This window comes from Cobetia amphilecti, assembly GCF_032923285.1.
Classification (GTDB): Bacteria; Pseudomonadota; Gammaproteobacteria; order Pseudomonadales; family Halomonadaceae; genus Cobetia; species Cobetia amphilecti.
On sequence record NZ_CP136695.1, the window covers coordinates 2,337,861 to 2,362,673 of the forward strand.

Genomic DNA, 24,813 nt, shown 5'->3' on the forward strand with positions numbered 1-24,813 from the left:
CAACTCGCAAAGCCGATACAGCATGGGCGGCTCGCGATGGTTGAGGAGACACGCTGGGAAAAGCAGTGGGTAGCGGCGGGGTAAGTGGCAAGCCGCCGTGGGAGGGCGCAAACCGATACCCGCCATTCTAGTCGGCTATTTTACGGCTATTCTAGTCGCCTATTTTAGTCGGCTATTCTAGCCGCCAATTTTAGTCGATTATGGCGCGACGAGAAGGGCGGGCAATGGAGAGGCCAGGGCTTGATCAGGCCTGCGGCTGACGCTTGAGGTTGCGCGAGCGGAAACGGGCGTAAGCCATGCTGGAAATGAACAGCCCCAGTGCCGCCAGTGCTTCCAGAACGCCGATGACGGCGTGGCCAGGCACACCGGCCAGCATCACGCCCTGCATGATGTAGAGCAGGCTGACGAAGGCCAGCCAGACATGGCCACGTGCCCGGCGGGTGAAGATGGCGGGCAGGAATAGTGCGATGGGCAGCAGGCGGATCAACAGCGGCAGCAGGCCGCTGTTCTCGCTCTGCGCCATTAGCTGAATGCCGCCGATCAGCAGCAGCAGGGCGACGGCCGCAAAACTTGCGATCACACCGCGACGGCTCTTGGCTTCGAGCGTGTCGAGGCCCTGCTCACGTTCCAGTCGTTCAAGCCAGGCGCGCATCTATTTCGTCTCCCTGAGAGGTTGCATGGCAAGGGCCAGGCGAGCGATACGCTTGCCTTGCGCCAGTGCCAGGCGCTGTTCGTTGTCATCGACATCGTTGTCGCCACGCTTGCCGCTGACGTGGGTCGTGCCGTAGGGCGTGCCGCCCTGGGTGGTCTCGAGCAACTCGGTGGCGCTGTAGGGCACACCGGCATACACCATGCCATGATGCAGCAGCGGGATCAGCATGGTGATCAGCGTGGTTTCCTGACCGCCATGCAGAGAGCTTGAGGCGCTGAAGGCGGTGGCAGGCTTGTCGATCAAGGCGCCGTTCATCCACAGCTCGCTGGTGGAGTCCAGGAAGTACTTGAGCGGCGCCGCCATGTTGCCGAAGCGGGTCGGACTGCCCAGCGCGAGGCCCGAACAGTGACGCAGGTCGTCCAGCTCGACGTACATGGCCCCGCTGTCGGGGATTTCCGGCTCGGTCTGCTCGCAGGTGGCCGAGATCTCGGGCACCCGGCGCAGGCGTGCCTCGACACCGCTGATGGACTCGATGCCGGCGGCGATCTGCTCGGCCAGCGTGCGGGTCGCACCATGGCGCGAGTAATAGAGGACGAGGACGTACGGCGTCGCGTCGGGGGTCGTTGCGGACATGAGCTTCCTCAGGTGGATGACAATCTATCGAAAGGGGCAAGCGGGGCTTGCGTGAGCACACTCTGTCATCAGGGGATCAGGCGTCGCTCAACAGCACCAGCACATCTTCGGGCGGGCGACCGATGACGGCACGGGTGCCATCATCGAGAATCGGCCGCTGCATCAATTTCGGCGTTGCGGCAATCGCGTCAAGGCGTTGCGCATCGCTGGGGTCTACAAGGCCCAGCGCCTTCCACTCGGCTTCGTTCTCGCGGGTCAGAGCCCGCGCCCCGCCTTCCACTCGGGCGGCCAGGGCCTCGAGCTGCTCACGATCGAGGGGGTCTTCCAGGTAGCGGACGGTCTCGAAGGCATCGCCCTCGAGGCGCGCGGTCAAAAGCGCCAGTGTTTCCCGTGACTTGGAGCAGCGTGGGTTATGGTAGAGTTTCAATATTGACATGACTGTCTCCGTTTCCGGACAGGTGATGGGTTTCACGCAAGCGCTACTGGCCATGGCCGGCGGTGGCGAATGAATCAGGAACGCATTGTAGAGGGGCGCACAAGAATGCCACAACTGCCAGGGATCTCGCGGGTCATGCCCGCCATCGGCGTCATCCTCAAGCTGGTATCACGTTTCAACTATCACGACGGCAAGAAGACCGCGTCGGCACTGACCTATACGACGCTGTTCGCCATCGTGCCCTTGATGACGGTCATCTATGCGATGTTCGCCGTCATTCCGAGTTTCGACGGCGTGGGCGATCAACTGCAGACCACGGTGTTCTCCCAGTTTCTGCCCTCGACCGGCGCCACGGTGCTCGAGTATCTCAACGAGTTCTCCGGTCAGGCGCGCAATCTGACCTCGGTGGGTCTGATCTTCCTGTTCGTGACCTCGGTGATGATGATGATCACCATCGAAGGCGCCTTCAATGCCATCTGGCAGGTGCCGGAAGGGCGCAAGGGACTGTCGAGCTTCCTGATGTACTGGGCCGTCCTGACGCTGGGGCCGCTGATGCTGGGCTCGGGCTTTCTGCTGTCGTCCTTTCTGACCTCGCTGTCCTTCTTCGACTCGGCCGCCGAGATGCTGGGCGGCAAGGCACTGTTGCTGCGTCTGTTGCCGCCGCTGTTGAGCGCTGCGGCCTTCACCTTCATCTATGCCGCGGTGCCCAACTGCAAGGTTCGCCTGCGTGACGCCGCGGTCGGCGCGCTGACCACGGCGCTGGCGCTGGAGCTGGCCAAGGCGGGCTTCTCGCTCTACGTGACGCATTTCCCGTCCTATCAGGCCATCTACGGCGCCTTCGCGGCCGTTCCGCTCTTCCTGCTGTGGGTGTTCCTGTCCTGGTGCATCGTGCTGCTGGGGGCGGAAGTCGCGGCCTGGATGGGCGAGCGCTCCAATGCTGACTGGCATCGCTGGCCACCGTTCTGGCAGACCCTCGGTGCCGTGATGCTGCTCAAGGATGCCCATGAACGCGGTGAGCCGCTGTCCGATGATCGACTCACGGAAGTGCTGGGCAGTCGTTACCGTCGTGTGCTCAAGCCGCTGATCGCCGAGAACATCGCCAGCCAGACCCAGGATGGCCAATGGGTGCTCGGGCGTGATCTCAGTCATTACTCGCTGTGGGAGATGGCGCACGCCTTGCCGTGGGAACTGCCGGCCGGCGAGGCGGGCGAAGCGCCGCATCCGCGCCTGGAACCCCTGCGTGAGGCGCTGGCGCGTGCGCGTGCTGCCGAGAAGGAGCGCATGACCTGCGGTCTGGTCGAGGTGCTGCCCAGTGTCGGTGAGGTGGGTGATGAGGCCATGACTCAGGAGGAAAAAGACCCGCAAGATCAGCGACTTGCGACTTCCTGAGCGGCACAGGAACGTGATTGCAAGGTGACAGCCTGAAGCCGAATGGGCAGAATGCGCACCCTGTGCCGTCTGCTCATCCCGACGGGGGTTGAGGCGGATGCCGATGCCCCGATATCGAAAGCGATGACGGCAATGAAAAGGCCCGACACCTGTTCGGGCCTTTTCCTTTGTCTCTCGCACATCAACCGGAACCGCTCGCCTGCCTTGCCGCAATTCGGCCTGCACGCTGGAGAGCCAGGGTGAGGAGTGAGCGAGGTAAGGGTGAGGCGTGGTCGAGGCATGAATGAGACAGGTCAGCTGGCAGCGGCTCGCCGGGCAGACACGCAAGTGAAAGGTTGGCATGCCAGACTGGCGACGGCGCCTTTCCGCTGTCTGATGTGACCTTTGCGCGACCTGCGCGCCAGCGCCAAAGCGAGCGGCGAGAGCTGGCAGTCAGCCGGTGGCCAGGCACGATGGAATTGACGATGTGGCGTGCCAGTCCCTGGCGCGCCTGACATGCATGAGGGTGCCGTTCGCGACGCCCGCTGGAGGTGACAACCCGCCGATGAAAAGCTCTGCTCCTGAGAAGGCCCCGCTGGTCAAGCTGCGTGGCATTTCCAAGACCTTTGGTGATCGCAAGGTGTTGGACAGCCTTGACCTGGATTTGAACGATGGTGAGTTCGTCACGCTGCTGGGCCCGTCCGGTTGCGGCAAGACCACCGTGCTGAGAATGATCGCCGGCTTCGAATCGCCGGATAGCGGCACCATCACGCTCGAGTCGACGGCCTTGCATGAGCGTCCCGCTCACCAGCGCCCGGTCAATACCGTCTTCCAGAGCTATGCGCTGTTTCCGCACATGAACCTCTACGACAACGTGGCCTTCGGGCTGCGCATGGAAAAGGTCGCCAAGGCCGAGATTCATGAGCGGGTGCGCGAAGCGCTGGAGATGGTGCAACTGGCCCATCTGTCGGACCGCCGCCCGGACCAGCTCTCCGGCGGGCAGCAGCAGCGCATCGCGATTGCCCGCGCCGTGGTCAAGCGTCCCCGCGTCCTGCTGCTCGATGAGCCGCTCTCGGCGCTGGATTACAAGCTGCGCAAGCAGATGCAGAACGAGCTCAAGCGCCTGCAGCGTCGCCTAGGCATCACCTTCGTGTTCGTCACCCACGATCAGGAAGAGGCGCTGTCGATGTCCGATCGCGTGGTGGTGATGCGCGAAGGCGGTATCGAGCAGATCGGTACGCCGCGTGAGGTCTATGAATCGCCGAGCACGCTGTTCGTGGCGCGCTTCGTCGGTGAGATCAACCAGCTGGCGGCGCAGGTCGTGCGCCCCGCGGCGACGGCCGGGCGCATCGAGATCACGCTGCTCGGTCAGACGCTGGAACTCAGCAGCCATGGTCGCACCTATCAGGGCGGAGAGGCGGTGCAGGTGTTGCTGCGCCCGGAAGACATGCGACTCAAGGGCGCCGAGGACAGCGAAGGTTTCCCGGCGCGCGTCATCGAGCGCAACTACAAGGGCATGACCCTGGACACGGTGCTGGAGCTGGACAGCGGTCAGCAGTTGTTGGCCAGCGAGTTCTTCGACGAGGATGACCCTGACTTCGATTACCGCCTCGGCGAGCGCGTGCGCGTCAGCTGGGTACCGGACTGGGAGATCATCCTGCCCGATGATGAGCCGGCCGTGACGGGGGCGGGTGCATGAGTCTGGTGCGCAATCCCTTCAAGACCGCCACCCTGACCATCATCTGGGGCTGGCTGATCGTGCTGGTGCTGGCCCCGACGCTGCTGGTGGTGCTGGTCAGTCTGATGCCGGAAAACACCGGCCAGCTGCTGGGCGGTGAGCTGACGCTGAGCACGCTTTGGCAGGGCTTTCTGACCAACTATGGCCAGATGGTCAGTCCGGTGTATCTGAGCGTCTTCGGCCATTCGCTGTGGATCGGCCTGATCACGACGCTGATCTGTCTGCTGCTCGGCTATCCCTTCGCGTGGATGATCTCGCGGGCCAGCCCGCGCCTGCAGCCCTTGCTGCTGCTGTTGGTGATCATTCCGTTCTGGACCAACTCGCTGATCCGCATCTATGCCCTGCGCACGCTGATCGCGACACGCGGCCTGCTCAATGATGTGCTGATGAATCTCGGCCTGATCGATGCGCCGCTGCGTCTGCTGTATACCGAGGAGGCGGTGATCGTGGGGCTGGTCTACATGCTGCTGCCGTTCATGATCCTGCCGCTGTATGCCGTCTTCGAGCAGCTGAGCCGCCCGACGCTGGAGGCGGCCCGCGACCTTGGTGCCAATGGCCTGGCCACCTTCCGCCATATCGTGCTGCCGCTGACCATGCCGGGCATCATCGCGGGCGTGCTGCTGGTGTTCCTGCCGGCGATGGGCATGTTCTATGTCTCGGACCTGCTGGGCGGCTCGCGCCATCCGCTGATCGGCAACATCATCAAGGGCCAGTTCCTGGAGGCCAACAACTGGACCTTCGGCGCGGCGATCAGCGTGATGCTGACACTGGTGATGGCGTTCCTGCTGCTGGCCTATTACCGCAGCGTCAAGCTCTTCAAGCGTGAGGTGACCCTATGAAGGCGAGCGCCGCGCTGCGTTGGTTCAGCCGCTGTTACCTGACGCTGATCTTCACGCTGTTGTATGTGCCGATCCTGGTGTTGATCGGCATCTCGTTCAATGACTCACGCAATCCCTTCGTGTGGGGCGGCTTCAGCCTGCGCTGGTACGACAAGCTGCTGGGCAATGGCAATCTGATGGAGGCTGCGCTCAATACGCTGTGGCTCGGGGTGACGGCGGCGACGCTGGCGACCCTGATCGGCACGCTGACGGCCACCGCGCTTTATCGCTATCGCTTCCGCGGCAAGCCGCTGCTCAATGGCATGCTGTTCACGGTGATGATGATGCCGGACATCGTGATGGCGATCGCCTTCCTGGCGCTGTTCATTGCGTTGGGTATCCAGCTGGGCTATTTCTCGCTGCTGGTCTCGCACGCCACCTTCTGTCTGCCGTTCGTGGTGATCACTGTCTATTCCCGCCTGACGGGCATTAACCCGCAGTTGCTGGAAGCGGCGCGTGATCTCGGTGCCAGTGAAGCCCGCGCCGTCTGGCACGTGCTGGTACCGGCGCTGATGCCGGCGATCGCCTCCGGCTGGCTGCTGAGCTTCACCCTGTCGCTGGATGATGTGGTGATCTCGACCTTCGTCACCGGGCCGACCTTCGAGGTGCTGCCGCTGCGCATCTACTCGATGGTGCGACTGGGGCTCAAACCTGAAGTGAATGCATTGGCAACCCTGCTGTTGGGGCTGTCGCTCTGTCTGCTGTTGATTTCACAGTTGTTGCTCAAGGAGAAAAAATAACATGCAAGGTACCCGTTTCCCGCTGCGTGCCGCTGGCCTGATGGCTGCCGTCAGCCTGGCTTCCGTGGCCACATCCGCCCCCGTTCTGGCCGCGGATGACAGCGACAAGGTCCTTTACGTCTACAACTGGACCGAGTACATGCCCGATGAGGTCATCGAGCGCTTCGAAGAGCAGACCGGCATCGATGTCGTCTACTCCACCTTCGATTCCAACGAAGCGATGTACGCCAAGCTCAAGCTGCTGGACAGCGACAACAGCTACGACCTCGTCTTCCCGTCGACCTATTACATCGACAAGATGGCGCGTGAAGGTCTGCTGCAGAAGCTGGATGTCAGCAAGCTCGACCATTTCGAGGACCTCGACCCCAACCTGGTCGATCGTGACTTCGACAAGGGCAACCAGTACAGCGTGCCTTACATGTGGGGCAGCGCCGGTATCGGTTACAACCCGGACTATGTCGAAGAGGGCGCACTGACCAGCTGGAACGACCTGTGGAACGACAAGTATCGTGACAAGCTGCTGCTCTCCAACGACATGCGTGAAGTCTTCCATGTCGCACTGGCAAGCCTTGGCTTCAGTGGCAACACCACGGACCCGGACGAGATCAAGGCGGCCTACGAGAAGCTGACCCAGCTGATGCCCAACGTGCGTGCCTTCAACTCCGACGCGGCGCGCGTGCCCTTCATGCAGGGCGAGGTCGATGCCGGTCTGATCTGGAACGGTGAGGTCTATCAGGCGAACCAGGAAGGCGTGCCGGTCGAGTATGTCTATCCCAAGGAAGGCATCATCCTGTGGATGGACACCATGGCGATTCCGTCCAACGCGCGTCACGTCGATGCGGCCTATCAGTTCATCGATTACCTGATCAGCCCGGAAGTCAGCAAGGAAATCAGCGAGTACGTGGGTTACACCACGCCGAGCCTGGCGGCCAAGAACATGATGGACCCGGAAGTGCGTGACAACCCGGTGGTCTTCCCGACTCAGCAGGATCTCGCCCGCGGCGAATTCCAGACCGATGTCGGCGATGCGCTGTCGATCTATCAGAAGTACTGGGAGCAGCTCAAGACCGGGCATTGATCCGTCCTTGAGGCGTGATGACGCAAGAAATCACGTCAGCGACTTGAGCTGAACCGACGCCCCGAGGCATGCTCTGTCTCGGGGCGTCGTCGTTTGTCGACCTTGACTGCGCGCTCCACGTAATTGACACGTCCTGGTGAAGACTGGAGGGTGCCATGTCACGTTTTTCCCCTGCAATGATGTCGGCGGCGCATGCCCGTGAGTTGAGCAGTGCCGAGGCGGATGATCTGTTCAGTCGTGAGATGCAAGGCGTTGCTCCCCTGAGGCGCGGCAAGGACCGCGCCGATGTCACCACGGCCCGCAAGGGCCCCAGCGAGGCTCAGCTGGCACGGCGTGAAGACGCGCAGAAGACCCTGGGCAATGAGCTGGACGGGCTGTCCGACAGCTACGTGGAGCATCTCTCGCCGCATGACCCGGTCGAGTTTCGCCGCGATGGCACCCAGACCGGTGTGCTGGAGCGCTTGCGCCAGGGCGGCTACCCACCCGAGGCGCAGCTCAATCTGATGCGTCGCCCGCTCATCGAGTGTCGCCGTGAGGTGCATCGCTTCATCCAGGACGCCTGGCGCAGCGAGTTGCGCTGCCTGCTGGTGATTCATGGCAAGGGGCGTGACAGCGAATCGCATGCCGCCTTGATCCGTGCCTACCTGGTGCACTGGCTGGAGCAGATGCCCGAGGTGCAGGCCTGGAGCAGTGCCACGCCGCGCCATGGTGGGCTGGGGGCGACGCTGGTGATGTTGCGCAAATCCCGCGCGGCGCGTGACAACAACCGCGAACGCCATCAGAAGCGGCGCGGCTGATCGCCACGAGCAGCAAAACCCGCAAGCAGTCAAATCCCGCAAGCAGTCAAATCAGACGACAGAAAGCCGACAATAGACTCAAGAAAGCCCCGCCAGGCCGCGATCATCGCGAGCTGGCGGGGCTTTTTCATGCTCATGGCTCAAGCTGACTATTGCACGCTGTAACCGCGACCGGTGAAGCAGGCACTCAGCGCGCGGCGATAGGTGTCTGCGTTGCTGGCGGTCACGGGCGGTGCCGCGGAATTGGCTTCGGCGCCACTCTGCTGATTGGCCCAGCGATGGCACTCATAGCGATCACGCGCTTGCTGGTCTTCGCTCTGGCCCTTGGTGGGGTAGGCGATGACATCGACTGCCGCGGCCGTGAGTGTCGCCTGAGCGGGGGCCTGGACGGGCAGATACTGCTGCTGACTCTCTTCCCACAGGTAATAGGTGCCTGCCGCCAGGAAATACAGCGTAGCGCCCACCCAGACACCGCGCGCCCCTGCGGGCAGGCCATGACCGTGCCCCGGGCCACCCGGTGCCCAGCGAATCAGCCGACCGGGCTCACCATGCCCGATCACGATGTCGGGGCCTATGTAGCCCGGACCATCGAAGCGCCCATGCCCCGGGCCCGCCATGGCGGACGTGGCCGGCAGGGCACTCAACAGGGCGAGAGACAGCGCGAGCGCGCGCAGGGGGCCCTTGCCGGAATGACGATTGCGACTCATGCGTTTACTCCTGTGTGACCAGCATGGCATTTGAGTGTGCCGATGACGTTGGGTGCCAGCGTGCAAGCATCAAGAAAACAAATGGCATCCTGCGCCATGTGTGCGCCGAGAAGTTGGACGGTAGTTGGACAAGACATTGGTCATGTAGGCATTAGGTGATATTATCCGCGCGCAATCTGATCATGTTTTTTCATTATAGTGTTGTTTGCCAGCAGGGCGCCGAGACAGCTCACGGCGTCTCTCCCGGACACTCACAAGGAAATCTCCATGCGCAATACCCCTGCAGCGGGCGGTGGCGAAGATGCCAGTGCCGAGCCGCGCACCGGCTTGTTTGCCAAGGTCAACCCGCCGGTCTTCTTCGGCGCGAATGCCATCATCCTGTTATTGGTGATCTTCACCGCGGTGTTCTCGGACACGGCCATGTCCGTGTTCGAGTCGGTCCAGCATTGGATCACCAACACCGTGAGCTGGTTCTACATCCTGTGCGTGGCCATCGTGCTGATTTCGGTGGTGTATGTCGGCTTCTCACGCCATGGCGAGATTCGCCTGGGGCCGGACCACTCACTGCCGGACTACAGCAACGTCACCTGGTTCGCGATGCTGTTCTCGGCGGGCATGGGCATCGGCCTGATGTTCTTCGGCGTGGCCGAGCCGGTGATGCACTTCCTCAACCCGCCGACGGGTACCCCGGAGCAGGTCGAGACCGCGCGTGAAGCGATGAAGCTGACCTTCTTCCACTGGGGGCTGCATGCCTGGTCGATCTACGCCATCGTCGCGCTGATTCTGGCCTACTTCAGCTATCGCCATGACCTGCCGCTGACGCTGCGCAGTGCCTTGTATCCTCTGATCGGCAAGCGCATCTACGGCCCCATCGGCCATGCGGTGGATATCTTCGCCATCGTCGGCACCGTCTGTGGTGTCGCCACCACGCTGGGCTACGGTGTGGCACAGGTCAATGCCGGGCTCTCGCACCTGACCGGCATGCCGAACAACGACTGGACCCAGGTCGCGATCATCGTCGTGATCACCGGCCTTGCCACCATCTCGGTCGTGACCGGCCTGGACAAGGGCATCCGCATCCTGTCCGAGATCAACCTCGGCCTCGCCGTGGTGCTGTTGCTGTTCGTGCTGCTGCTCGGCCCGACCGCCTTCCTGCTCAAGGCGTTCGTCCAGAATTCCGGCTTCTACATGGCCGATATCGTCGGCAAGACCTTCGAACTCTACGCCTACGAACCCAATGACTGGATCGGTGGCTGGACGCTGCTCTACTGGGGTTGGTGGATGTCCTGGTCTCCGTTCGTCGGCATGTTCATCGCGCGTGTCTCGCGTGGCCGTACTATCCGGGAATTCGTGATCGGCGTGCTGTTCGTGCCGGCCGGTTTCACCCTTTTGTGGATGACCATCTTCGGCAACACCGCCATCTCGATGATTCTGGAGCAGAACGTTACGGCGCTGGTCGACACCGTCAACGACAACTATTCGCTGGCCCTGTTCACCTTCCTCGAGCAGCTGCCGCTGTCGTCCATCACCTCGGTGATCGCGCTGGTGATGGTCATCGTGTTCTTCGTCACTTCGGCGGATTCCGGCTCGATGGTGGTCGACATGCTGGCCTCCGGTGGTCGTGAAGACACCCCGATCTGGCAGCGTATCTACTGGGCCTTCGCGGTGGGTCTTTTGGCCATCGTGCTGATGCTGGCCGGTGGGCTGGGGGCGCTGCAGACCGCCACCATCGCTACCGCCTTGCCGTTCGGCATGATTCTGCTGGCCGCGATCTTCGGGCTGCTGCGCCAGCTCAATCTCGAGTCCGTCAAGCGCCGCTCGCTGTCGGTGAACACCGCAGCCGCGACGCCGATGGGCGAGAAGGGCAACTGGCGCAAGCGTGCCCAGCACCTGATGAGCTTCCCGACGCGCGCCATGGTACGTGGCTTCCTGCGCGGCACAGTCGCGGAAGGCATGCAGGAGCTGGCCGAAGAGCTGCGCAGCCAGGGACTGGAAGTCGACGTCACCATCAGCCGTGATCGCGTCTACTTCAATGCACGCCACGGTGAGGAAGATGACTTCATCTACGGCGTGCGCATTCGCTCTCACCTGCGTCCGGACCTCAATCTGGATCAGGAAGACGAGGGGGATGAAGAGGATTACTGTCGTGCCGAAGTCTTCCTCAAGGAAGGTGGTCAGTCCTATGACCTGATGGGCTACAGCAAGGACCAGGTCATCAATGATCTGCTCGAGCAGTACGAGCGTCATATGCACTACCTGCACCAGCTGCGTCTGAGCCAGTCCGTCGGTCAATGATCCGAGCGGGCAGTCAGTGACGCTTCACGCGTCGCCATGACGCAAAAGCCCCTTGTGGAGAGATCCGCCGGGGGCTTTTGTCTGTCTGGATGAGATTCCCTGAAGGAACCGGCCTGGATAGGACGTCTGTCGAAAGACGCTGCAATGTGAGGCCTATTTTTTGGGCTCAGGCATTAGCGCTGCTTATCCAGGCGGCGTCGAGATCTTATTGGTCTCGCAAGCGGGGGGCTATAGCATGGACTCTCCCCATAAAGTCGCATACCGGCTGGGGTCAGATGACATGCCGTGGTGTTGTCGTCTGCCAAGGTTCCCGCCCATGACTGACCGAAGGTGAACGCGATCTGCCCGCAATGTCCCCATGACGACTGAGGTTCCTTGAGCCCCGGCATCCGCAGTCATGAACAACGATACCGCTGTCATGAACGACGGTACTAATGTCACGAACGACGATAGCGGCATCATGAAAAATGATAATAAAAACCCGTCACGAGGTAGAAACATGTTGAAAGGAAAGGAACTGGATGCACTCATCGAGCAGCGAGGTGTCCTGAAGGGACTCAACTCGACGCTCGGTATCACCGCGATCACCATGACCGTGTTCTTCATTCTCTATGCGATTCTGTTGGGCAAGACGGCCAGCGATCAGTTTCTGGGCATCAAGGCCTGGATAGAGAGCACCCTGGGCTGGTACTACGTGCTGGTGATGTTCTCGACCTTCGTGGTCTGTCTTTACGTGATGTGTTCGCGTGTCGGCAAGATTCGGCTGGGGCGTGACGATGAGCGTCCCGAGTTCAGCAATTTTGCCTGGTTCTCGATGCTGTTCGGCTGCGGGACCGGCGCGGGCATGCTGTTCTTCTCGATGTCCGAGCCCATGATCCATTTCGCGAGTGACTGGAGCGGCGGCAATCCGTTTCTGAGTGCTGACGTCAAGGCGGCCGTTGCCGCCTTTTTCGAGGCCAAGCAGGCAGCGCTGGCGAGTGGTCTCATGCCGGGGGACGAAGGCTTCCCGGTGCCTGACAGCCGCGTAGCGGAAGCGGCCGCCGGTGGCATCAAGCTCACCGTCTTCCACTGGGGCACGATCGCCTGGGCCATGTATGCCATCGTCGGGCTGTCACTGGCTTATTTCGCCTTCCGCAAGGGCCTGCCGCTCTCGATGCGCTCGGCCCTCTATCCGCTGATCGGCAACCGGATCTACGGGCCCATCGGGCATACCGTCGATATCCTGACCGTGTTCGGTACCATTTTCGGCATCGCCACCACGCTCGGTCTGGGCGTCGAGCAGATCGGCTCCGGCCTTATGTCACTGGGCCTCATCGAAGAGAAGTCGCGCATGGTGACCGTGGTCTCCATCGTATTGATCAGCGCGATCGCTACGCTGTCGGCGACCAGCGGCGTGGCGCGTGGCATCAAGCTGCTTTCCACCTTCAATACCTGGGTATGCCTCGGCATTCTTGCCTACTTCCTGCTGATGAGCGACGCCAACTATCTGATCGCGAGCTCCATCACCGCGCTCGGGGATTACCTCACCGATGGCGTCTCGATGACACTGTGGACGGCGCGCACGCCGGACGAGCAAGTGTGGCAGGGCGGCTGGACCATCTTCTACTGGGGCTGGTGGATCGCCTGGGCCGGTTTCGTCGGCATGTTCATTGCCCGCATCTCGCGCGGCCGGACCATCCGTGAATTCATTCTCGGGGTGATGGTCATCCCCTCCATCGTGGCGCTGGTCTGGTTCGGCGTCATCGGCTCGGCGGGGATCTATCAGTCTCTGTACGGGGCCGACATGGGCATCTACACGGCTGCGGTCACCAACTGGGACTACGCCGGCACCCTCTACCACTCGTTCGAGGTGCTCACGCCCGGCATTGCCGCGACCGTGGCCAAGGTGGCCGCGCTGGTCGTGGTAATCATCTTCTTCGTCACGTCTGCGGATTCCGGCACCCTGGTGCTGGGACGCCTGCTGGCCTTCGGTCGTCGCCCCCCGGTTCAGCAACGCATCATCTGGGGCATGATGCTGGGCGCCGTGACCTTGATCCTGCTGTTGCTGGGGGGCGATCAGGCGCTCAAGTCCCTGCAGGCGGCCTCGATCGCCGGCGCCTTGCCGTTCACCTTCGTGCTGATCGCCATGATGATCGGGCTGTTGAAATCGCTGCGCGAGGACGGCGAAACGATGATCGAGAATGAGGAGCATATCCGCAAGATGATCGAGAACGAGGTCCGCGACCTCTCCTGAGCAGCCGTTTGCCAGACGTATGCGTCTGATGTGTAACTCCGGCGCGTATGCGTTCGGTGTGCAAGACATGAGGCCTCTGCCCCCGGGCAGGGGCCTCGTTGTTTCTCGCTTTCCGGACAGGGCTGTTTACCTCCTTGGGCTCAGGGCTGCTTCCCTACTTGGACTCAGGGCTGCTTCCCTACTTGGACTCAGGGCTGTTTCCTTGCTCCAGAGCAGGCACGCGCATGTCACCAAGGTCGCAAGGCAATATCAAACGTACGTATGTTCCAATGCTGACAGGTCCATCGATTCCGCCAACGGCGCGCAGCATCGGTTTGCGGCTATGCTGTCGACAGTGAAGGGCCCACAGGCTGATACCCACCCGATGGAGTCCCGACAGCGCCTCACCACGCATCTCACCACGATGTCTTTCGACCTGGTCTCACGACGACGTCTTGCAACGACGTCTACAACAACAAGGTAGCGGGGGCAGTGACACCGTACGCCCCACGTACTGATCAAGGAGCAACGCCATGCATGATCCCCTAGCGGCTCGACCCGATGAGTCAGGCAAGTCCACTAGCGATTCCACTGCCGAGTCCACTACAGAACCTTCCCACATGGCAGGTGCCTCGCCCGACGCTTCGAGAGCACAGCCAACGACTGGCGACATGAGCGGCATGTCGTGCCTGCGGTCTTCTCAGGAGGTGGATTTCAGCGGCTACGACTCCCTGATGGACATGCTGGAGAAGGCTTGCACAGCGCATGGCGAGCGTCCTGCCTTTACCTGCATGGATCGCACCATGACCTTTGCGGAGCTGGATGCCACCAGTCGTCAGCTGGCGGACTGGTTCCAGCATGAGACCGACCTCAAGCCGGGCGATCGGGTCGCCATCCAGCTGCCCAATACGCTGATGTTTCCGGTGGTGGCCTTCGCCGTGCTGCGTGCAGGCCTGGTGCTGGTGAATACCAATCCGCTGTATACCGAGCGTGAGATGGAGCATCAGTTCAATGATTCCGGCGCACGGGCGTTGGTGGTGCTGGCCAACATGGCGGACAAGGTCGAACGCGTGCGGGAGCGCACTGGCCTCGAGTACGTGCTGGTCTGTGAGTTGGGCGACATGCACCCGGCCTTCAAGCGGCTGTTGATCAACACCGTGGTCAAGCACGTCAAGAAACTGGTGCCGAGCTATCACTTGCCCGACGCCATCCCGCTGCGCACGGCCATCTCGCAGGGTAAGGCCGAGCGCTGGGAGCGGCCGACACTGGCACTCGATGATGTCGCTGTGCTGCAGTACACCGGCGGCACCACCGGGGTCGCCAAGGGCGCGATGCTGACTCACCGCAACCTGCTCGCCAACATGCTGCAAGGCAAGATGGCCCTGACGCAGGGTTTGAACCCCGGCCACGAGACGTTGGTGGCGCCGTTGCCGCTCTATCACATCTACGCCTTCACCATTCATCTGGCCTGCATGCTCAGTGAGGGCAATCACACCCTGTTGATTCCCAATCCGCGCGATATCCCGGGCTTCGTCAAGACGCTGCAAAAGCATGACTTCACGATGTTCGTCGGCCTCAATACGCTGTTCGTGGCGCTGTGCAACAACCCCGGCTTCCAGGCACTGGACTTCTCGAAGCTCAAGATCACGACCTCAGGGGGCGTGGCGCTGACGCGCAAGGCGGCAGAAGAGTGGAAGCGGGTCACCGGCAGCGATATCTCCGAGGGCTACGGTATGACCGAGACCTCGCCGATCGTGTCGTTCAACCCGCTGGATGCCATTCAGCTCGGCACCATCGGTCGGCCGATGCCCTCCACCGAGGTGCGTCTGTATGACGATGAAGGCGCGCTGGTCGCGATGGGGGAGCCGGGCGAGCTGTGCGTGAAGGGGCCGCAGGTGATGAAGGGCTACTGGCAGCGTGAGCAGGCGACCAAGGATAGCTTCACTGCCGATGGCTTCCTGCGCACCGGTGATATCGCGGTCTTCCAGGACGATGGCTATATGCGCATCGTCGATCGCAAGAAGGACATGATCATCGTCTCCGGCTTCAACGTGTATCCCAATGAGGTCGAGGACGTCATCGTGCGTCACCCGGACGTGCTCGAGGCGGCCGCCGTCTCGGTGGTGGATGAGCGCAGTGGTGAGGCGATCAAGCTGTATGTCGTGCTCAAGGATGGCGCAGAGCTCGAGGCGGATGCGCTGCGAGACTGGTCGCGCAAGGAACTGGCCAGCTACAAGGTGCCGCGTCAGGTGGTCTTCATCGACGAGCTGCCCAAGACCAACGTCGGCAAGGTGCTCAGACGGGAGCTGCGCGACTCGCCGCCGGAATCTGCCTGACCTTGCCCTTGTTTTCTCCCCTGCGTGATAGCCTGAAACATGGAGCCTAAACACAGCCCTTGAAACACGAACGCCCCGCTCATTGAGCGGGGCGTTCGTGTTTCAAGGCAAGGCGCTGGCGAGAAGGCCTGCGCCTGGCGTCAGGCGTCCTTCTTGGGCTGGGTCGCGTTGTAGACCTCGAGGTCCAGCTCGTTCTCGGACTTGCCGACCAGGGTGGTGACCATCAGGTCGCCCGCGACATTCACGGTGGTACGCGCCATGTCGAGGATACGGTCGATACCGGCGATCACCGCGATGGCTTCCAGCGGCAGGCCTACCTGGCTCAGCACGATGGAGAGCATGATCAGGCCGGCGCCCGGCACACCGGCGGTGCCGATGGAGGCCAGGGTACCGGTCAGCACGATCATGCCGTAGTCCATCATCGACAGCTCGATGCCGGTCATCTGGGCGATGTACAGTGCCACCACGCCCTGGTAGATGGCGGTGCCATCCATGTTGATGGTCGCGCCGACCGGCAGCACGAAGCCAGAGACACCTTCCGAGACGCCGAGGTTCTTCTGGGCGCAGCGGATGGAGATCGGCAGGGTGCCGGAGCTGGAGGCCGAGGAGAAGGCCACGACCAGCGCATCGACGATACCGCGCAGATAGCGCACCGGATTCAGCTTGCCCAGTGTCGCCAGCAGGCCGGAGTAGACCACCAGCACGTGCACGATGCTGGCCAGATAGGCCACGCCGATCACCTTGGCCAGCGGCAGCAGCACATCGAGGCCGTAGTTGCCGGAGACATGCGCCATCAGGCCGAAGACACCGAACGGCGCGAAGGCCATCACGAATTCGGTCAGCTTGTACATGACTTCGGCGAAGCTATCGAAGACGCGCACGACCGGCTCGCCCTTGTCGCCGATCATGATCAGCGAGATGCCGATCCCGATGGCGAAGACGATGATCTGCATGATGTTGCCATTGGCCAGCGCATCGATCGGGTTGCTCGGCACCAGGTCGACCAGAATCTGCACCAGCGAAGGTGCGTCCTTGGTTTCCATCGCCTTGTCGAAGTTGAACTCGAAGCCGGCACCTGGCTGGAAGATGCTGGAGGCCAGCATGCCGATGGCGATCGCGAAGGCGGTCGTCAGCAGGTAGAGGGCGATGGTCTTGCCGCCGATGCGGCCCATCTTCTGCGGGTCACGCATCGAGGTGATACCGACCACCAGGGTGCTGAAGACCAGCGGCACGATCAGCATCTTGATCGCATTGATGAAGATATCGCCCAGCGGCTTGAACATGCTGGCGCTTTCTCCCATCAGGGCACCAGCGAGTACCCCCAGGGCGAGGCCGCCCAGGATCTTCTGCCACAACGGCAAACGGCGCCACAGGTTAGGGCGGGAGGAATCACTCATGGAACTGTCCTTAGGTGTCTAGCGATGATCATCGCTGATGATGCTCAGGGCGCGCCCGAGTCTGTCGTCTCGATGCCTTGTCACGATTGCGCACTGCATTAAGCACTTTTTTGGTGCGGGAAGGTTAACAGTCAGCCTTCACTCACCCTCTGCACCTTTAGTCGCAAAAAAGCGTTCTTACACGCGAATTCAGCTTTCCATGCCGAACGCGCATGAGCCCATGCCGCAAAAGGTTCCACCAAAGAAGTAGTTGTCAGGCAGGCATATCGTCTGTCTTTGCGTTACCTTGACGTTAACGTTAACTGTTAGGCCGCCAGAGCGACTTTCCACTAGTCTGATGGTAGGCACTGTTGTCATCGTCGAATCGACAGCTTCCGGTTCGACAGCTTCCGGTTCGACAGCTTCCGGTTCGACATTCATGAAGGTACGCCATTGCCTGCCCGGCCTCACGAGGGCTGGGTAATCCCTCAAACGCCTGATCGGTAAGAGAGGACGCTGAGCATGTCCGATACAACAACACGCGGACCCGTATCCCCGGGGACCGCGCCGCCCGATGGCTCACAGCCAGAGCTCAATGACCTGACCGCCATGCCGACGGCAGACCAGATCGCCCCGCAGGGGCCGACGGTACTGCATCACCTGGCCTTCATGACCGGCGATGAACTCTGCATCCCGATCTTCAAGCGCCTGCGTCAGGACGGCACCCTTTATCCCGTCGATGCGCCACAGGGGCAGAGTGACGATACCCGGGGAGGCCAGTCGCAGGACAGTTCACCTATCGACCGCGACACGGCGCTCAAGATCTACCGGACGATGCTGTTCACCCGGGTGCTGGATGAGCGCATGCTGGCCGCCCAGCGCCAGGGGCGCTTGAGCTTCTACATGCAATGCACCGGTGAGGAAGCCACGGTGATCGGCAGTGCGGCTGCGCTCCAAGACGATGACATGATCATGGCGCAATACCGTGAGCAGGGCGCGCTTGCCTGGCGCGGCTTCAGCTGCGACGAATTCATGAACCAGATGTTCGGCAACGAGCGCGACTACGGCAAGGGCCGTCAGATGCCGATCCACTATGGGTCGCGTGACCTGCACTACATGACCATCTCCTCGCCGCTGGCGACCCAGATTCCCCAGGCGACCGGCTATGCCTACGGCCAGAAACTGGCGGGCAAGGGGCAGTGCACCATCACCATCTTCGGTGAAGGGGCCGCCTCCGAGGGCGATTTCCATGCCGCTCTCAACATGGCCTCCGTGCATCGGGTGCCGTGTATTTTCCTGTGTCGCAACAATGGCTATGCCATTTCCACCCCGTCGTGCGAGCAATTCGCTGCCGATGGCATCGCGCCCCGTGCCTTCGGCTATCACATGCAGAGCATCCGGGTGGATGGCAATGACGTGATCGCCGTCTACGAAGCCACCCTGGCGGCGCGCAAGATCGCGGTCGAGACCAATCAGCCGGTATTGATCGAGGCGATGACCTACCGTCTGGCGGCGCACTCTTCTTCGGATGATCCCTCCGGGTATCGCAGCAAGAAGGAGGAGGCCATCTGGCGCGACAAGGACCCCATCCTGCGCATGCGCAACTGGCTGGAGGCGCAAGGCTGGTGGAGCGAGGAGGAGGAAAAGGCCACTGGCGATCAACTGCGCCGCGAAGTGCTTGAGTCCATGAAGCGTGCCGAGAAACTGGCGCCACCGGCGCTGGACACGCTGATCAGCGATGTCTACGACACGCCGACGCCGTTGCTCACGCAGCAGCTCGAAGACGTGAAACAGCATATTCGCAAGTATCCGCATGCCTATCCCAAGGGCGCCGCCAGCATGGGGTTCACTGCGCAGGAGCTGGAAGACAGTCGCAAGGCGTATCAGGCACGTCAGCAGCGCATGCAGAGCCATCAGCCTGTTGAGAACCATCAGCCGGTAGTGAGCCATCAGCCTGTGGATGGAGACCAGACATCATGAGCGAGCAGATGAGTGAGCAGCCGTTGGAGAAAACACCAGTGACAGACTCAGCGACAAGCGACTTAGCTGCGGTGGGTTCAGCGGCGAAAGAAGCGTCTGTCGCGCCTGGCAGCAAGGATGCAGCAGCCTCGGGCTCGGGCAAGAAACAGATGAACATGCTGCAGGCGATCAACAATGCGTTGGATATCGCCATGGCCGCCAATCCCCGTGTGGTGCTGTTCGGGGAGGACGTCGGGGTATTCGGTGGTGTCTTCCGGGCTACCAGCCACCTGCAGGATAAATACGGTCGAGAGCGCTGCTTCAATACGCCACTCACCGAGCAGGGCATCATCGGATTCGCCAACGGGCTGGCGGCGCAGGGCTCGACGCCGGTGGCCGAGATCCAGTTCGCCGACTACATCTTCCCCGCCTTTGATCAGATCGTGAACGAGGCGGCCAAGTTCCGCTATCGCTCCGGTGATCTGTTCGATGTCGGCGGCCTGACGATTCGCACGCCCTATGGTGGCGGCATCGCAGGCGGGCTCTATCACTCCCAGTCGCCCGAGGCCTATTTCGCGCATACCCCGGGCCTCAAGATCGTAATGCCACGCAATCCCCACCAGGCCAAGGGGCTTCTGCTGGCGGCGATTCGCGACCCCAATCCGGTACTGTTCATGGAGCCCAAGCGGCTCTATCGCGCCTCGGTGGGCGAGGTGCCAGAAGCCGATTACGAACTGCCACTGGGCGTGGCCGACGTCATTCGTGAAGGCCGCGATATCACGTTGCTCGGCTGGGGCGCTCAGATGGAGGTCATCGAGAAGGCCGCCGCGCTCGCCGAGCAGGATGGCATCGACTGCGAGATCATCGACCTGCGCAGCATTCTTCCCTGGGACATCGAGACGGTGTGTGACTCGGTGCACAAGACGGGGCGTCTGGTGGTCAGTCATGAAGCGCCGCTGACGGGAGGCTTCGCCAGCGAGATTGCCGCCACCGTGCAGGAGCGTTGCTTTTTGTATCTCGAGGCGCCGATCCGACGCGTCACTGGCCTTGATACGCCGTTCCCGCTGGTGCTCGAGAAGGAGCATCTGCCGGACGAGCTCAAGATCTACGAGGCCATCAAGCAAAGCTTGAATTACTGATGACAGGGAGTGATGCGCGCCATGAATGATTTCATCCTGCCCGATATCGGCGAAGGCATCGTCGAGTGCGAGCTGGTCAAGTGGTTGATCAAGGAAGGCGACGTGATCGAGGAAGATCAGCCGGTGGCCGAGGTCATGACAGACAAGGCGTTGGTGGAAATCCCCGCGCCCCATGCCGGTACCGTGGTCAAGCTTTACTGTCAGGAAGGTGAGATTGCCCGTGTCCATGCGCCGCTGTTTGCGGTGGATGATGGCAGTGACAGTGATAGTGACAAGACCGGACACGGCGAGCGTGAGGATGACCACGCCGGTGATGTCATGACGGTTGCAGCGCCTGCTCGCTCGACGGCACAGACTCAGTCAGCCGCCAGCCAGTCGGCCAGCAGTCAGTCGGATGTCACAACGTCAGCACCCGCGGCGGCAGCTGCCAATGGTGCAGCCGCCACGCCGACAGCCGCGGCCCTTGAGCGGCGCTCGCGTGATTTCATCCTGCCGGATATCGGCGAAGGCATCGTCGAATGTGAGGTGGTCACCTGGCACGTCGCGGAAGGCGACACGGTGGAAGAAGACCAGACGATCGTGGATGTTATGACCGACAAGGCGCTGGTCGAGATCACCGCCTCGGAGCCCGGGCGTATCGTGCGCTTCCATTACGCCCAGGGCGAAAATGCCCGAGTGCATACGCCGCTGTATGCCTATGTGCCTGATGAGGAGGCAGAGGCTGAGAGCACTGAGAGCGACGTCACCGCGCCTGAACACAAGCAGGTTCAGCCAGAGCGTCTGGCGGAGCACCGCCAGGAGGGCGACGACAAGAGCGACAAAAAGAGTGGGCAAGACGGGTGTCACCAGGAGAGCCGGCCTCGCATACCCGCGACCCCTGCCGTGCGCCGCTTATTGCGCGAGCATCAGCTCGATATCCAGGCCATCGCAGGCTCGGGGCGTAACGGCCGGGTGCTGAAGGAAGATGTGCTGGCATATCTCAAGCAATCCGAGGCTCACGAGACTGACGTGACACCTGATGACTCTCACAAGGTCGGCGCGGCCGCCGAGACCGACAAGGCAGCTGCCGAAGCGTGTGCTGTGGCCAGTGACGTGGCCAGTGACGAGGTGCGATCGTCACGCCTTGAGTCGAAAGCGGTACCGCTCAAGGGCGTCGCGGCGGTGATGGCTCGGCGCATGGTGCAGGCCAGCACCCAGATCCCGCATTTCCATTATGGCGATGAGCTCGATATCACTGATCTGCTGGCGTTGCGGGCCCGCCTCAAGGTACGCGCCGAGCAGCAGGGCATTCGCCTGACCCTGATGCCGTTCATCATGAAGGCCATGGCGCTGGCGGTCATCGAGGAGCCGATTCTCAATGCGCGCCTCAGTGAGGATGAGAGCGAGATTCTCTATCAGGGCGCCTGCAACATCGGCATGGCGGTGGACAGTGCCAGCGGGCTGATGGTGCCGAACGTGAAGGGCGTCGAGCGTCTGAGCATTCTCGAGATCGCGCGTGAGGTCGGGCGGCTGACCGAGGCTGCACGCAGCGGGCGCGTTGCCCAGGCGGACCTCAAGGGCGGCACCCTGTCGATCTCCAATATCGGGGCTCTGGGTGGCACCTATGCCGCGCCGATCATCAACCAGCCGGAGGTCGCCATCGTCGCGCTGGGGCGCACTCAGCGTCTGCCGCGCTTCGATGGCGAGGGCAATGTCTGTGCGCGTGACATCATGACCATCACCTGGGCGGGGGATCATCGCATCATCGATGGCGGTACCATCGCGCGCTTCAGCAATCTGTGGAAGCACTATCTCGAGCACCCTGACGAAATGCTGCTGTCGCTGTCATGAGGCGCTGTCTGATCCAGGGTCCGGCTAGAGAGCATCCTGCATGAGTGATGCGCGCGCCCACGAGCGCCTGCAACAGTTCTATATCCCGGAAGAGCAGTCGATCTATCTGCTCTCGCATCATGATGCCAAGAAGCTCAAGGACTGGGTGGCGCTGTGCATCGCCCAGCTCGAGGGGCTGGGCTACCGGGATATCCATCTGGTCGGCAAGGGCGCCTACGGTTTCGTGTTCGCGGGCTGGCGCCTGGGCGAAGACCGGCGCACGCGTGATGAGCACGTCTTCAAGTTCACGCGGGTGACTTTGCCCCAGGCACTGCAGGACCGCCTGGAGGAAGAGGCCTATATGCTCGACCAGGTCGCTCACCCGCTGATTCCGCGTCTGGTCAGCTATCAGCGGGTACGGCGGCAGTCGATTCTGGTCATGCAGCGCGCGCCGGGTATCAATCTCGAGGAATATTCGCTGCGTCACGGGCGCATGTCGCCGCGTCTGGTGGTCAAGATCGCCAGTCAGCTGGCCGACATTCTCAAGTCGCTGCGTGGGGCATCGACGGGAGCGGGCACGCCACCGGTCGTGCATGGCGACATCAAGCCGTCGAATCTGGTCTTCGATGTCGAGCGGGAACAGGTGGCATTGATCGACTGGGGCAGTTCGGTATTCGCTCAGCTCGATGAGCATCAGCAGTTCATCACCACCAACGTGATGCAGCTGATGTCGGATAACCTGCAACAGACCAATGCGCGTCTGGGCGATGTCTATTTCATCGGTGAGGAGCAGCTCAATGGTGCGCTGTCCTCGCCGCGCTTCGATGAGCAGGGCGTGGCCGCCACACTCTATGCGCTGGCGTCTGGCCAGTCGTGTCGCTTTGGCGTGCGCGCCATCCCGGCGGTGTCATTGGGGTTGCCCCGGGAATTCGCGCGTCTGCTCGATGGCATGCTGGCGGATGACCCGCAGCTGCGCATGCAGGCCGGCGACTACTTCCTGCGCGAGATGGGCAGGATCGCACGGCTGGTGATGCCGGAATTGCCTCTCGAGCCGCCACAGTCTCTGCTGCCGGTCTGGGTGAGGCCAGCAACGCGCGAGATCGACACGGTCGTGTATACCTCGCGGAAATCCTTCCTGCGTGAGGCCTTCGAGGCAGACGAGACCGGCGAACATGCTGGCAACGCGCTGGACGCCGTCAATGATGTCCAGCTGGATCGTTACTACAAGAACTTCATGCAAGGCATGGGCGGCACCGAAAAAGCCTTCCTGGCCGCGGTCAGTCGTCTGGGCAAATACCCGATCGTCGGCGGTCTGGCGATTCGCTGGGAGCCACAGGGCATCTTCGTGGATACTGCGCTGCATCTGCATGACCCTGCCTTGAAGGCCGCTTTCGTCGTCGCGATCAACAACATGGTCGCTCTGGCACGTGCCATCTATCGCCAGGGCGTGTTCAAGGCGTGTCTGTTCAATGCTCGCGATACCCTGCACCTGGAGCGGGAAGACCCGGAGGCCGCCTTCGTCTTCGCGCCGACGGCAGACGGGGAGGCTAGACCTCGCTTGAGCTATGAGGTCAGTGCGGTGCCGGAGCTTGAGGATGACTCGCGCGTGCACTCCTACTTCGAGGACGGCCCGGACCCTGAGGAACTGCTGGTGCTGCCCGAGAAGATATTGAAGGCACTGGAGTCACTCAATGCCATCCATCACACCGGCATGCTGATTTTCGAAGCCCTGCCACACCACCTCAAAATTCACAGTTACTACCGGCTGCTGGATCCCTCGCGCGAGCACGAATTCGCGCGTCTGCTGGCGGACATTCTCGATGCCGTGCCACTGATCTCCGGGTTGGGAATTTCCGGCTTCATGAAGATGCCCTACAAGAACACCAAGCATTTCGATCATATCGAGGCGCAACCCGAACGCTTCTATCCTCGAGACCCGCGCGCGGTGTGAAAAGGAGTTTGCCTCGGAAGGCAGTCGCATAGTGATGCCGATTTATATAACCTTGATTATCGTGATTCGTGTTAGTGTCACATCGCGTGATCATTGCTGATCTTGCTGAACTCAATAATCAGATCGATAAAATCGATAACCTACAGGGAACGTACTCATGTCTCGATCTCTCGCTCGGAAATTGCGTCAAGCTTCAGGTGGTCTGGCTATTTTGGCGCTGCTGGCAGGATGTAGCGCGCATACGACGATCAGCAGCCCGTCAGAGACGGCGCGAATCAACTTGAAAGATGTCTCCAGAGGTCAGTCTACCGTTCAAGAAACGCTACCCACCACCAGCTTCGGCAATTACGAGTTTGAAGTAATGGATGACAACAAGATGCCGATGTATGGCATTCTGCCGCTGAAGTTCAATGGCGGTTATCTGGCGCTTGATATCCTGTTCTTTGCCCCCGCCGCATTCTTCAATCTGCGTGAAGTCCACCCTTACTATGAAATTGACCATGACGAAGGTGTTGTGCGTTATCGTGATGAAAAGGGCGGAGAATGGACGACCTATACACCCACCGTGGAAGAAGCTGAGCGTGCACGCAAATACTTTGCCGCGCATCGTGATGATGTAATCTCGCAGTCCAGCGCACAGCAGTAAGCGTGATGCCCGAAGCCAGTAAAGTCGTCTGATTTATGGCCTTGATACGACAGCGCCGCACCA

20 protein-coding genes and 1 pseudogene are annotated in these 24,813 nt (G+C 61.5%); 15 read left to right on the forward strand and 6 right to left on the reverse strand.

The genetic code is table 11. The annotated features are described in order from the left end of the window. Window positions 1–244: 244 nt before the first annotated feature. The 3 genes from R1T44_RS10030 to R1T44_RS10040 all read right to left on the reverse strand — a co-directional run bounded on the left by R1T44_RS10030 (window position 245) and on the right by R1T44_RS10040 (window position 1,721). Entirely contained in the window at window positions 245–652 is a 408-nt protein-coding gene (locus tag R1T44_RS10030) for a DUF2069 domain-containing protein (RefSeq protein WP_153635739.1), read from the reverse strand. Further along, window positions 653–1,285, reverse strand: coding sequence for an NAD(P)H:quinone oxidoreductase (gene wrbA, locus R1T44_RS10035; RefSeq protein ID WP_043333572.1), 633 nt, complete (start codon window positions 1,283–1,285; stop codon window positions 653–655). A gap of 76 nt (window positions 1,286–1,361) precedes the next feature. After that, window positions 1,362–1,721, reverse strand: coding sequence for an arsenate reductase family protein (locus tag R1T44_RS10040; RefSeq protein ID WP_043333573.1), 360 nt, complete (start codon window positions 1,719–1,721; stop codon window positions 1,362–1,364). A gap of 105 nt (window positions 1,722–1,826) precedes the next feature. Between R1T44_RS10040 and R1T44_RS10045 the strand changes: the two genes are divergently transcribed. From R1T44_RS10045 to smrA, 6 genes are all read left to right on the forward strand, one after another. Continuing rightward, window positions 1,827–3,110 (forward strand): YihY family inner membrane protein, encoded by a 1,284-nt coding sequence (locus R1T44_RS10045; RefSeq protein ID WP_317291939.1) that lies wholly within the window; start codon window positions 1,827–1,829, stop codon window positions 3,108–3,110. 544 nt (window positions 3,111–3,654) lie between these two features. Then, the gene (gene potA, locus R1T44_RS10050; protein WP_153635742.1) at window positions 3,655–4,788 is read left to right on the forward strand and encodes a spermidine/putrescine ABC transporter ATP-binding protein PotA; all 1,134 of its coding nucleotides are present in this window, start codon (window positions 3,655–3,657) and stop codon (window positions 4,786–4,788) included. After that, entirely contained in the window at window positions 4,785–5,666 is an 882-nt protein-coding gene (potB, locus tag R1T44_RS10055) for a spermidine/putrescine ABC transporter permease PotB (protein ID WP_153635743.1), read from the forward strand. Before potA ends, potB begins: the two co-directional genes overlap by 4 nt. After that, the gene (potC, locus tag R1T44_RS10060; RefSeq protein ID WP_043333579.1) at window positions 5,663–6,445 is read left to right on the forward strand and encodes a spermidine/putrescine ABC transporter permease PotC; all 783 of its coding nucleotides are present in this window, start codon (window positions 5,663–5,665) and stop codon (window positions 6,443–6,445) included. Before potB ends, potC begins: the two co-directional genes overlap by 4 nt. A 1-nt stretch (window position 6,446) precedes the next feature. Beyond that, the gene (locus R1T44_RS10065) at window positions 6,447–7,523 is read left to right on the forward strand and encodes an extracellular solute-binding protein (RefSeq protein ID WP_197738736.1); all 1,077 of its coding nucleotides are present in this window, start codon (window positions 6,447–6,449) and stop codon (window positions 7,521–7,523) included. 155 nt (window positions 7,524–7,678) lie between these two features. Then, a complete protein-coding gene (smrA, locus tag R1T44_RS10070; RefSeq protein WP_317291940.1) occupies window positions 7,679–8,320 on the forward strand; it encodes a DNA endonuclease SmrA in 642 nt (213 codons plus the stop codon). A gap of 149 nt (window positions 8,321–8,469) precedes the next feature. Here smrA and R1T44_RS10075 read toward each other — a convergent pair whose 3' ends face one another. Further along, window positions 8,470–9,027 (reverse strand): hypothetical protein, encoded by a 558-nt coding sequence (locus tag R1T44_RS10075; RefSeq protein ID WP_284726108.1) that lies wholly within the window; start codon window positions 9,025–9,027, stop codon window positions 8,470–8,472. A gap of 267 nt (window positions 9,028–9,294) precedes the next feature. On the opposite strand from R1T44_RS10075, the gene R1T44_RS10080 reads away from it, so the two are divergent. The 3 genes from R1T44_RS10080 to R1T44_RS10090 all read left to right on the forward strand — a co-directional run bounded on the left by R1T44_RS10080 (window position 9,295) and on the right by R1T44_RS10090 (window position 15,870). Beyond that, window positions 9,295–11,322, forward strand: a complete 2,028-nt coding sequence (locus R1T44_RS10080) for a BCCT family transporter (RefSeq protein WP_153635745.1) — start codon at window positions 9,295–9,297, stop codon at window positions 11,320–11,322. 499 nt (window positions 11,323–11,821) lie between these two features. Further along, window positions 11,822–13,555: a BCCT family transporter gene (locus tag R1T44_RS10085; protein ID WP_284726107.1), complete on the forward strand. Its 1,734-nt coding sequence runs from the start codon at window positions 11,822–11,824 to the stop codon at window positions 13,553–13,555. 650 nt (window positions 13,556–14,205) lie between these two features. Further along, window positions 14,206–15,870 (forward strand): AMP-binding protein, encoded by a 1,665-nt coding sequence (locus R1T44_RS10090; RefSeq protein ID WP_248378447.1) that lies wholly within the window; start codon window positions 14,206–14,208, stop codon window positions 15,868–15,870. A 140-nt stretch (window positions 15,871–16,010) separates the two neighbouring features. Here the strand turns inward: R1T44_RS10090 and R1T44_RS10095 are convergent, their stop codons facing one another. Further along, a complete protein-coding gene (locus R1T44_RS10095; protein WP_284726105.1) occupies window positions 16,011–17,267 on the reverse strand; it encodes a dicarboxylate/amino acid:cation symporter in 1,257 nt (418 codons plus the stop codon). 189 nt (window positions 17,268–17,456) lie between these two features. After that, on the reverse strand, window positions 17,457–17,687 hold the full coding sequence (locus R1T44_RS10100; RefSeq protein ID WP_317291941.1) for a hypothetical protein: 231 nt from the start codon (window positions 17,685–17,687) through the stop codon (window positions 17,457–17,459). A 228-nt stretch (window positions 17,688–17,915) separates the two neighbouring features. Between R1T44_RS10100 and R1T44_RS10105 the strand changes: the two genes are divergently transcribed. The 6 genes and pseudogenes from R1T44_RS10105 (at window position 17,916) to R1T44_RS10125 (ending at window position 24,750) form a co-directional block, all read left to right on the forward strand. After that, on the forward strand, window positions 17,916–19,226 hold the full coding sequence (locus R1T44_RS10105) for a thiamine pyrophosphate-dependent dehydrogenase E1 component subunit alpha (RefSeq protein WP_284726232.1): 1,311 nt from the start codon (window positions 17,916–17,918) through the stop codon (window positions 19,224–19,226). Window positions 19,227–19,375: 149 nt separating this feature from the next. Then, window positions 19,376–20,344, forward strand: coding sequence for an alpha-ketoacid dehydrogenase subunit beta (locus R1T44_RS10110; RefSeq protein ID WP_284726104.1), 969 nt, complete (start codon window positions 19,376–19,378; stop codon window positions 20,342–20,344). A gap of 21 nt (window positions 20,345–20,365) precedes the next feature. Further along, window positions 20,366–20,524: pseudogene (locus tag R1T44_RS17500) on the forward strand (biotin/lipoyl-containing protein); the annotation flags it as partial. A 138-nt stretch (window positions 20,525–20,662) separates the two neighbouring features. Further along, on the forward strand, window positions 20,663–22,174 hold the full coding sequence (locus R1T44_RS10115; RefSeq protein WP_457851505.1) for a 2-oxo acid dehydrogenase subunit E2: 1,512 nt from the start codon (window positions 20,663–20,665) through the stop codon (window positions 22,172–22,174). 40 nt (window positions 22,175–22,214) lie between these two features. Then, complete coding sequence (locus R1T44_RS10120) at window positions 22,215–24,104, forward strand: protein kinase domain-containing protein (protein WP_317291943.1); 1,890 nt, start codon at window positions 22,215–22,217, stop codon at window positions 24,102–24,104. Window positions 24,105–24,261: 157 nt separating this feature from the next. Next, complete coding sequence (locus tag R1T44_RS10125) at window positions 24,262–24,750, forward strand: hypothetical protein (protein ID WP_107334819.1); 489 nt, start codon at window positions 24,262–24,264, stop codon at window positions 24,748–24,750. Window positions 24,751–24,813 lie beyond the last annotated feature (63 nt).

Bases quoted from the DNA above. Each gene is read 5' to 3' on its own strand.
- R1T44_RS10030 (WP_153635739.1), bottom strand. From the start codon at position 652: ATGCGCGCCTGGCTTGAACGACTGGAACGTGAGCAGGGCCTCGACACG.
- wrbA (WP_043333572.1), bottom strand. From the start codon at position 1,285: ATGTCCGCAACGACCCCCGACGCGACGCCGTACGTCCTCGTCCTCTAT.
- R1T44_RS10040 (WP_043333573.1), bottom strand. From the start codon at position 1,721: ATGTCAATATTGAAACTCTACCATAACCCACGCTGCTCCAAGTCACGG.
- R1T44_RS10045 (WP_317291939.1), top strand. From the start codon at position 1,827: ATGCCACAACTGCCAGGGATCTCGCGGGTCATGCCCGCCATCGGCGTC.
- potA (WP_153635742.1), top strand. From the start codon at position 3,655: ATGAAAAGCTCTGCTCCTGAGAAGGCCCCGCTGGTCAAGCTGCGTGGC.
- potB (WP_153635743.1), top strand. From the start codon at position 4,785: ATGAGTCTGGTGCGCAATCCCTTCAAGACCGCCACCCTGACCATCATC.
- potC (WP_043333579.1), top strand. From the start codon at position 5,663: ATGAAGGCGAGCGCCGCGCTGCGTTGGTTCAGCCGCTGTTACCTGACG.
- R1T44_RS10065 (WP_197738736.1), top strand. From the start codon at position 6,447: ATGCAAGGTACCCGTTTCCCGCTGCGTGCCGCTGGCCTGATGGCTGCC.
- smrA (WP_317291940.1), top strand. From the start codon at position 7,679: ATGTCACGTTTTTCCCCTGCAATGATGTCGGCGGCGCATGCCCGTGAG.
- R1T44_RS10075 (WP_284726108.1), bottom strand. From the start codon at position 9,027: ATGAGTCGCAATCGTCATTCCGGCAAGGGCCCCCTGCGCGCGCTCGCG.
- R1T44_RS10080 (WP_153635745.1), top strand. From the start codon at position 9,295: ATGCGCAATACCCCTGCAGCGGGCGGTGGCGAAGATGCCAGTGCCGAG.
- R1T44_RS10085 (WP_284726107.1), top strand. From the start codon at position 11,822: ATGTTGAAAGGAAAGGAACTGGATGCACTCATCGAGCAGCGAGGTGTC.
- R1T44_RS10090 (WP_248378447.1), top strand. From the start codon at position 14,206: ATGAGCGGCATGTCGTGCCTGCGGTCTTCTCAGGAGGTGGATTTCAGC.
- R1T44_RS10095 (WP_284726105.1), bottom strand. From the start codon at position 17,267: ATGAGTGATTCCTCCCGCCCTAACCTGTGGCGCCGTTTGCCGTTGTGG.
- R1T44_RS10100 (WP_317291941.1), bottom strand. From the start codon at position 17,687: ATGAATGTCGAACCGGAAGCTGTCGAACCGGAAGCTGTCGAACCGGAA.
- R1T44_RS10105 (WP_284726232.1), top strand. From the start codon at position 17,916: ATGACCGGCGATGAACTCTGCATCCCGATCTTCAAGCGCCTGCGTCAG.
- R1T44_RS10110 (WP_284726104.1), top strand. From the start codon at position 19,376: ATGAACATGCTGCAGGCGATCAACAATGCGTTGGATATCGCCATGGCC.
- R1T44_RS10115 (WP_457851505.1), top strand. From the start codon at position 20,663: ATGACGGTTGCAGCGCCTGCTCGCTCGACGGCACAGACTCAGTCAGCC.
- R1T44_RS10120 (WP_317291943.1), top strand. From the start codon at position 22,215: ATGAGTGATGCGCGCGCCCACGAGCGCCTGCAACAGTTCTATATCCCG.
- R1T44_RS10125 (WP_107334819.1), top strand. From the start codon at position 24,262: ATGTCTCGATCTCTCGCTCGGAAATTGCGTCAAGCTTCAGGTGGTCTG.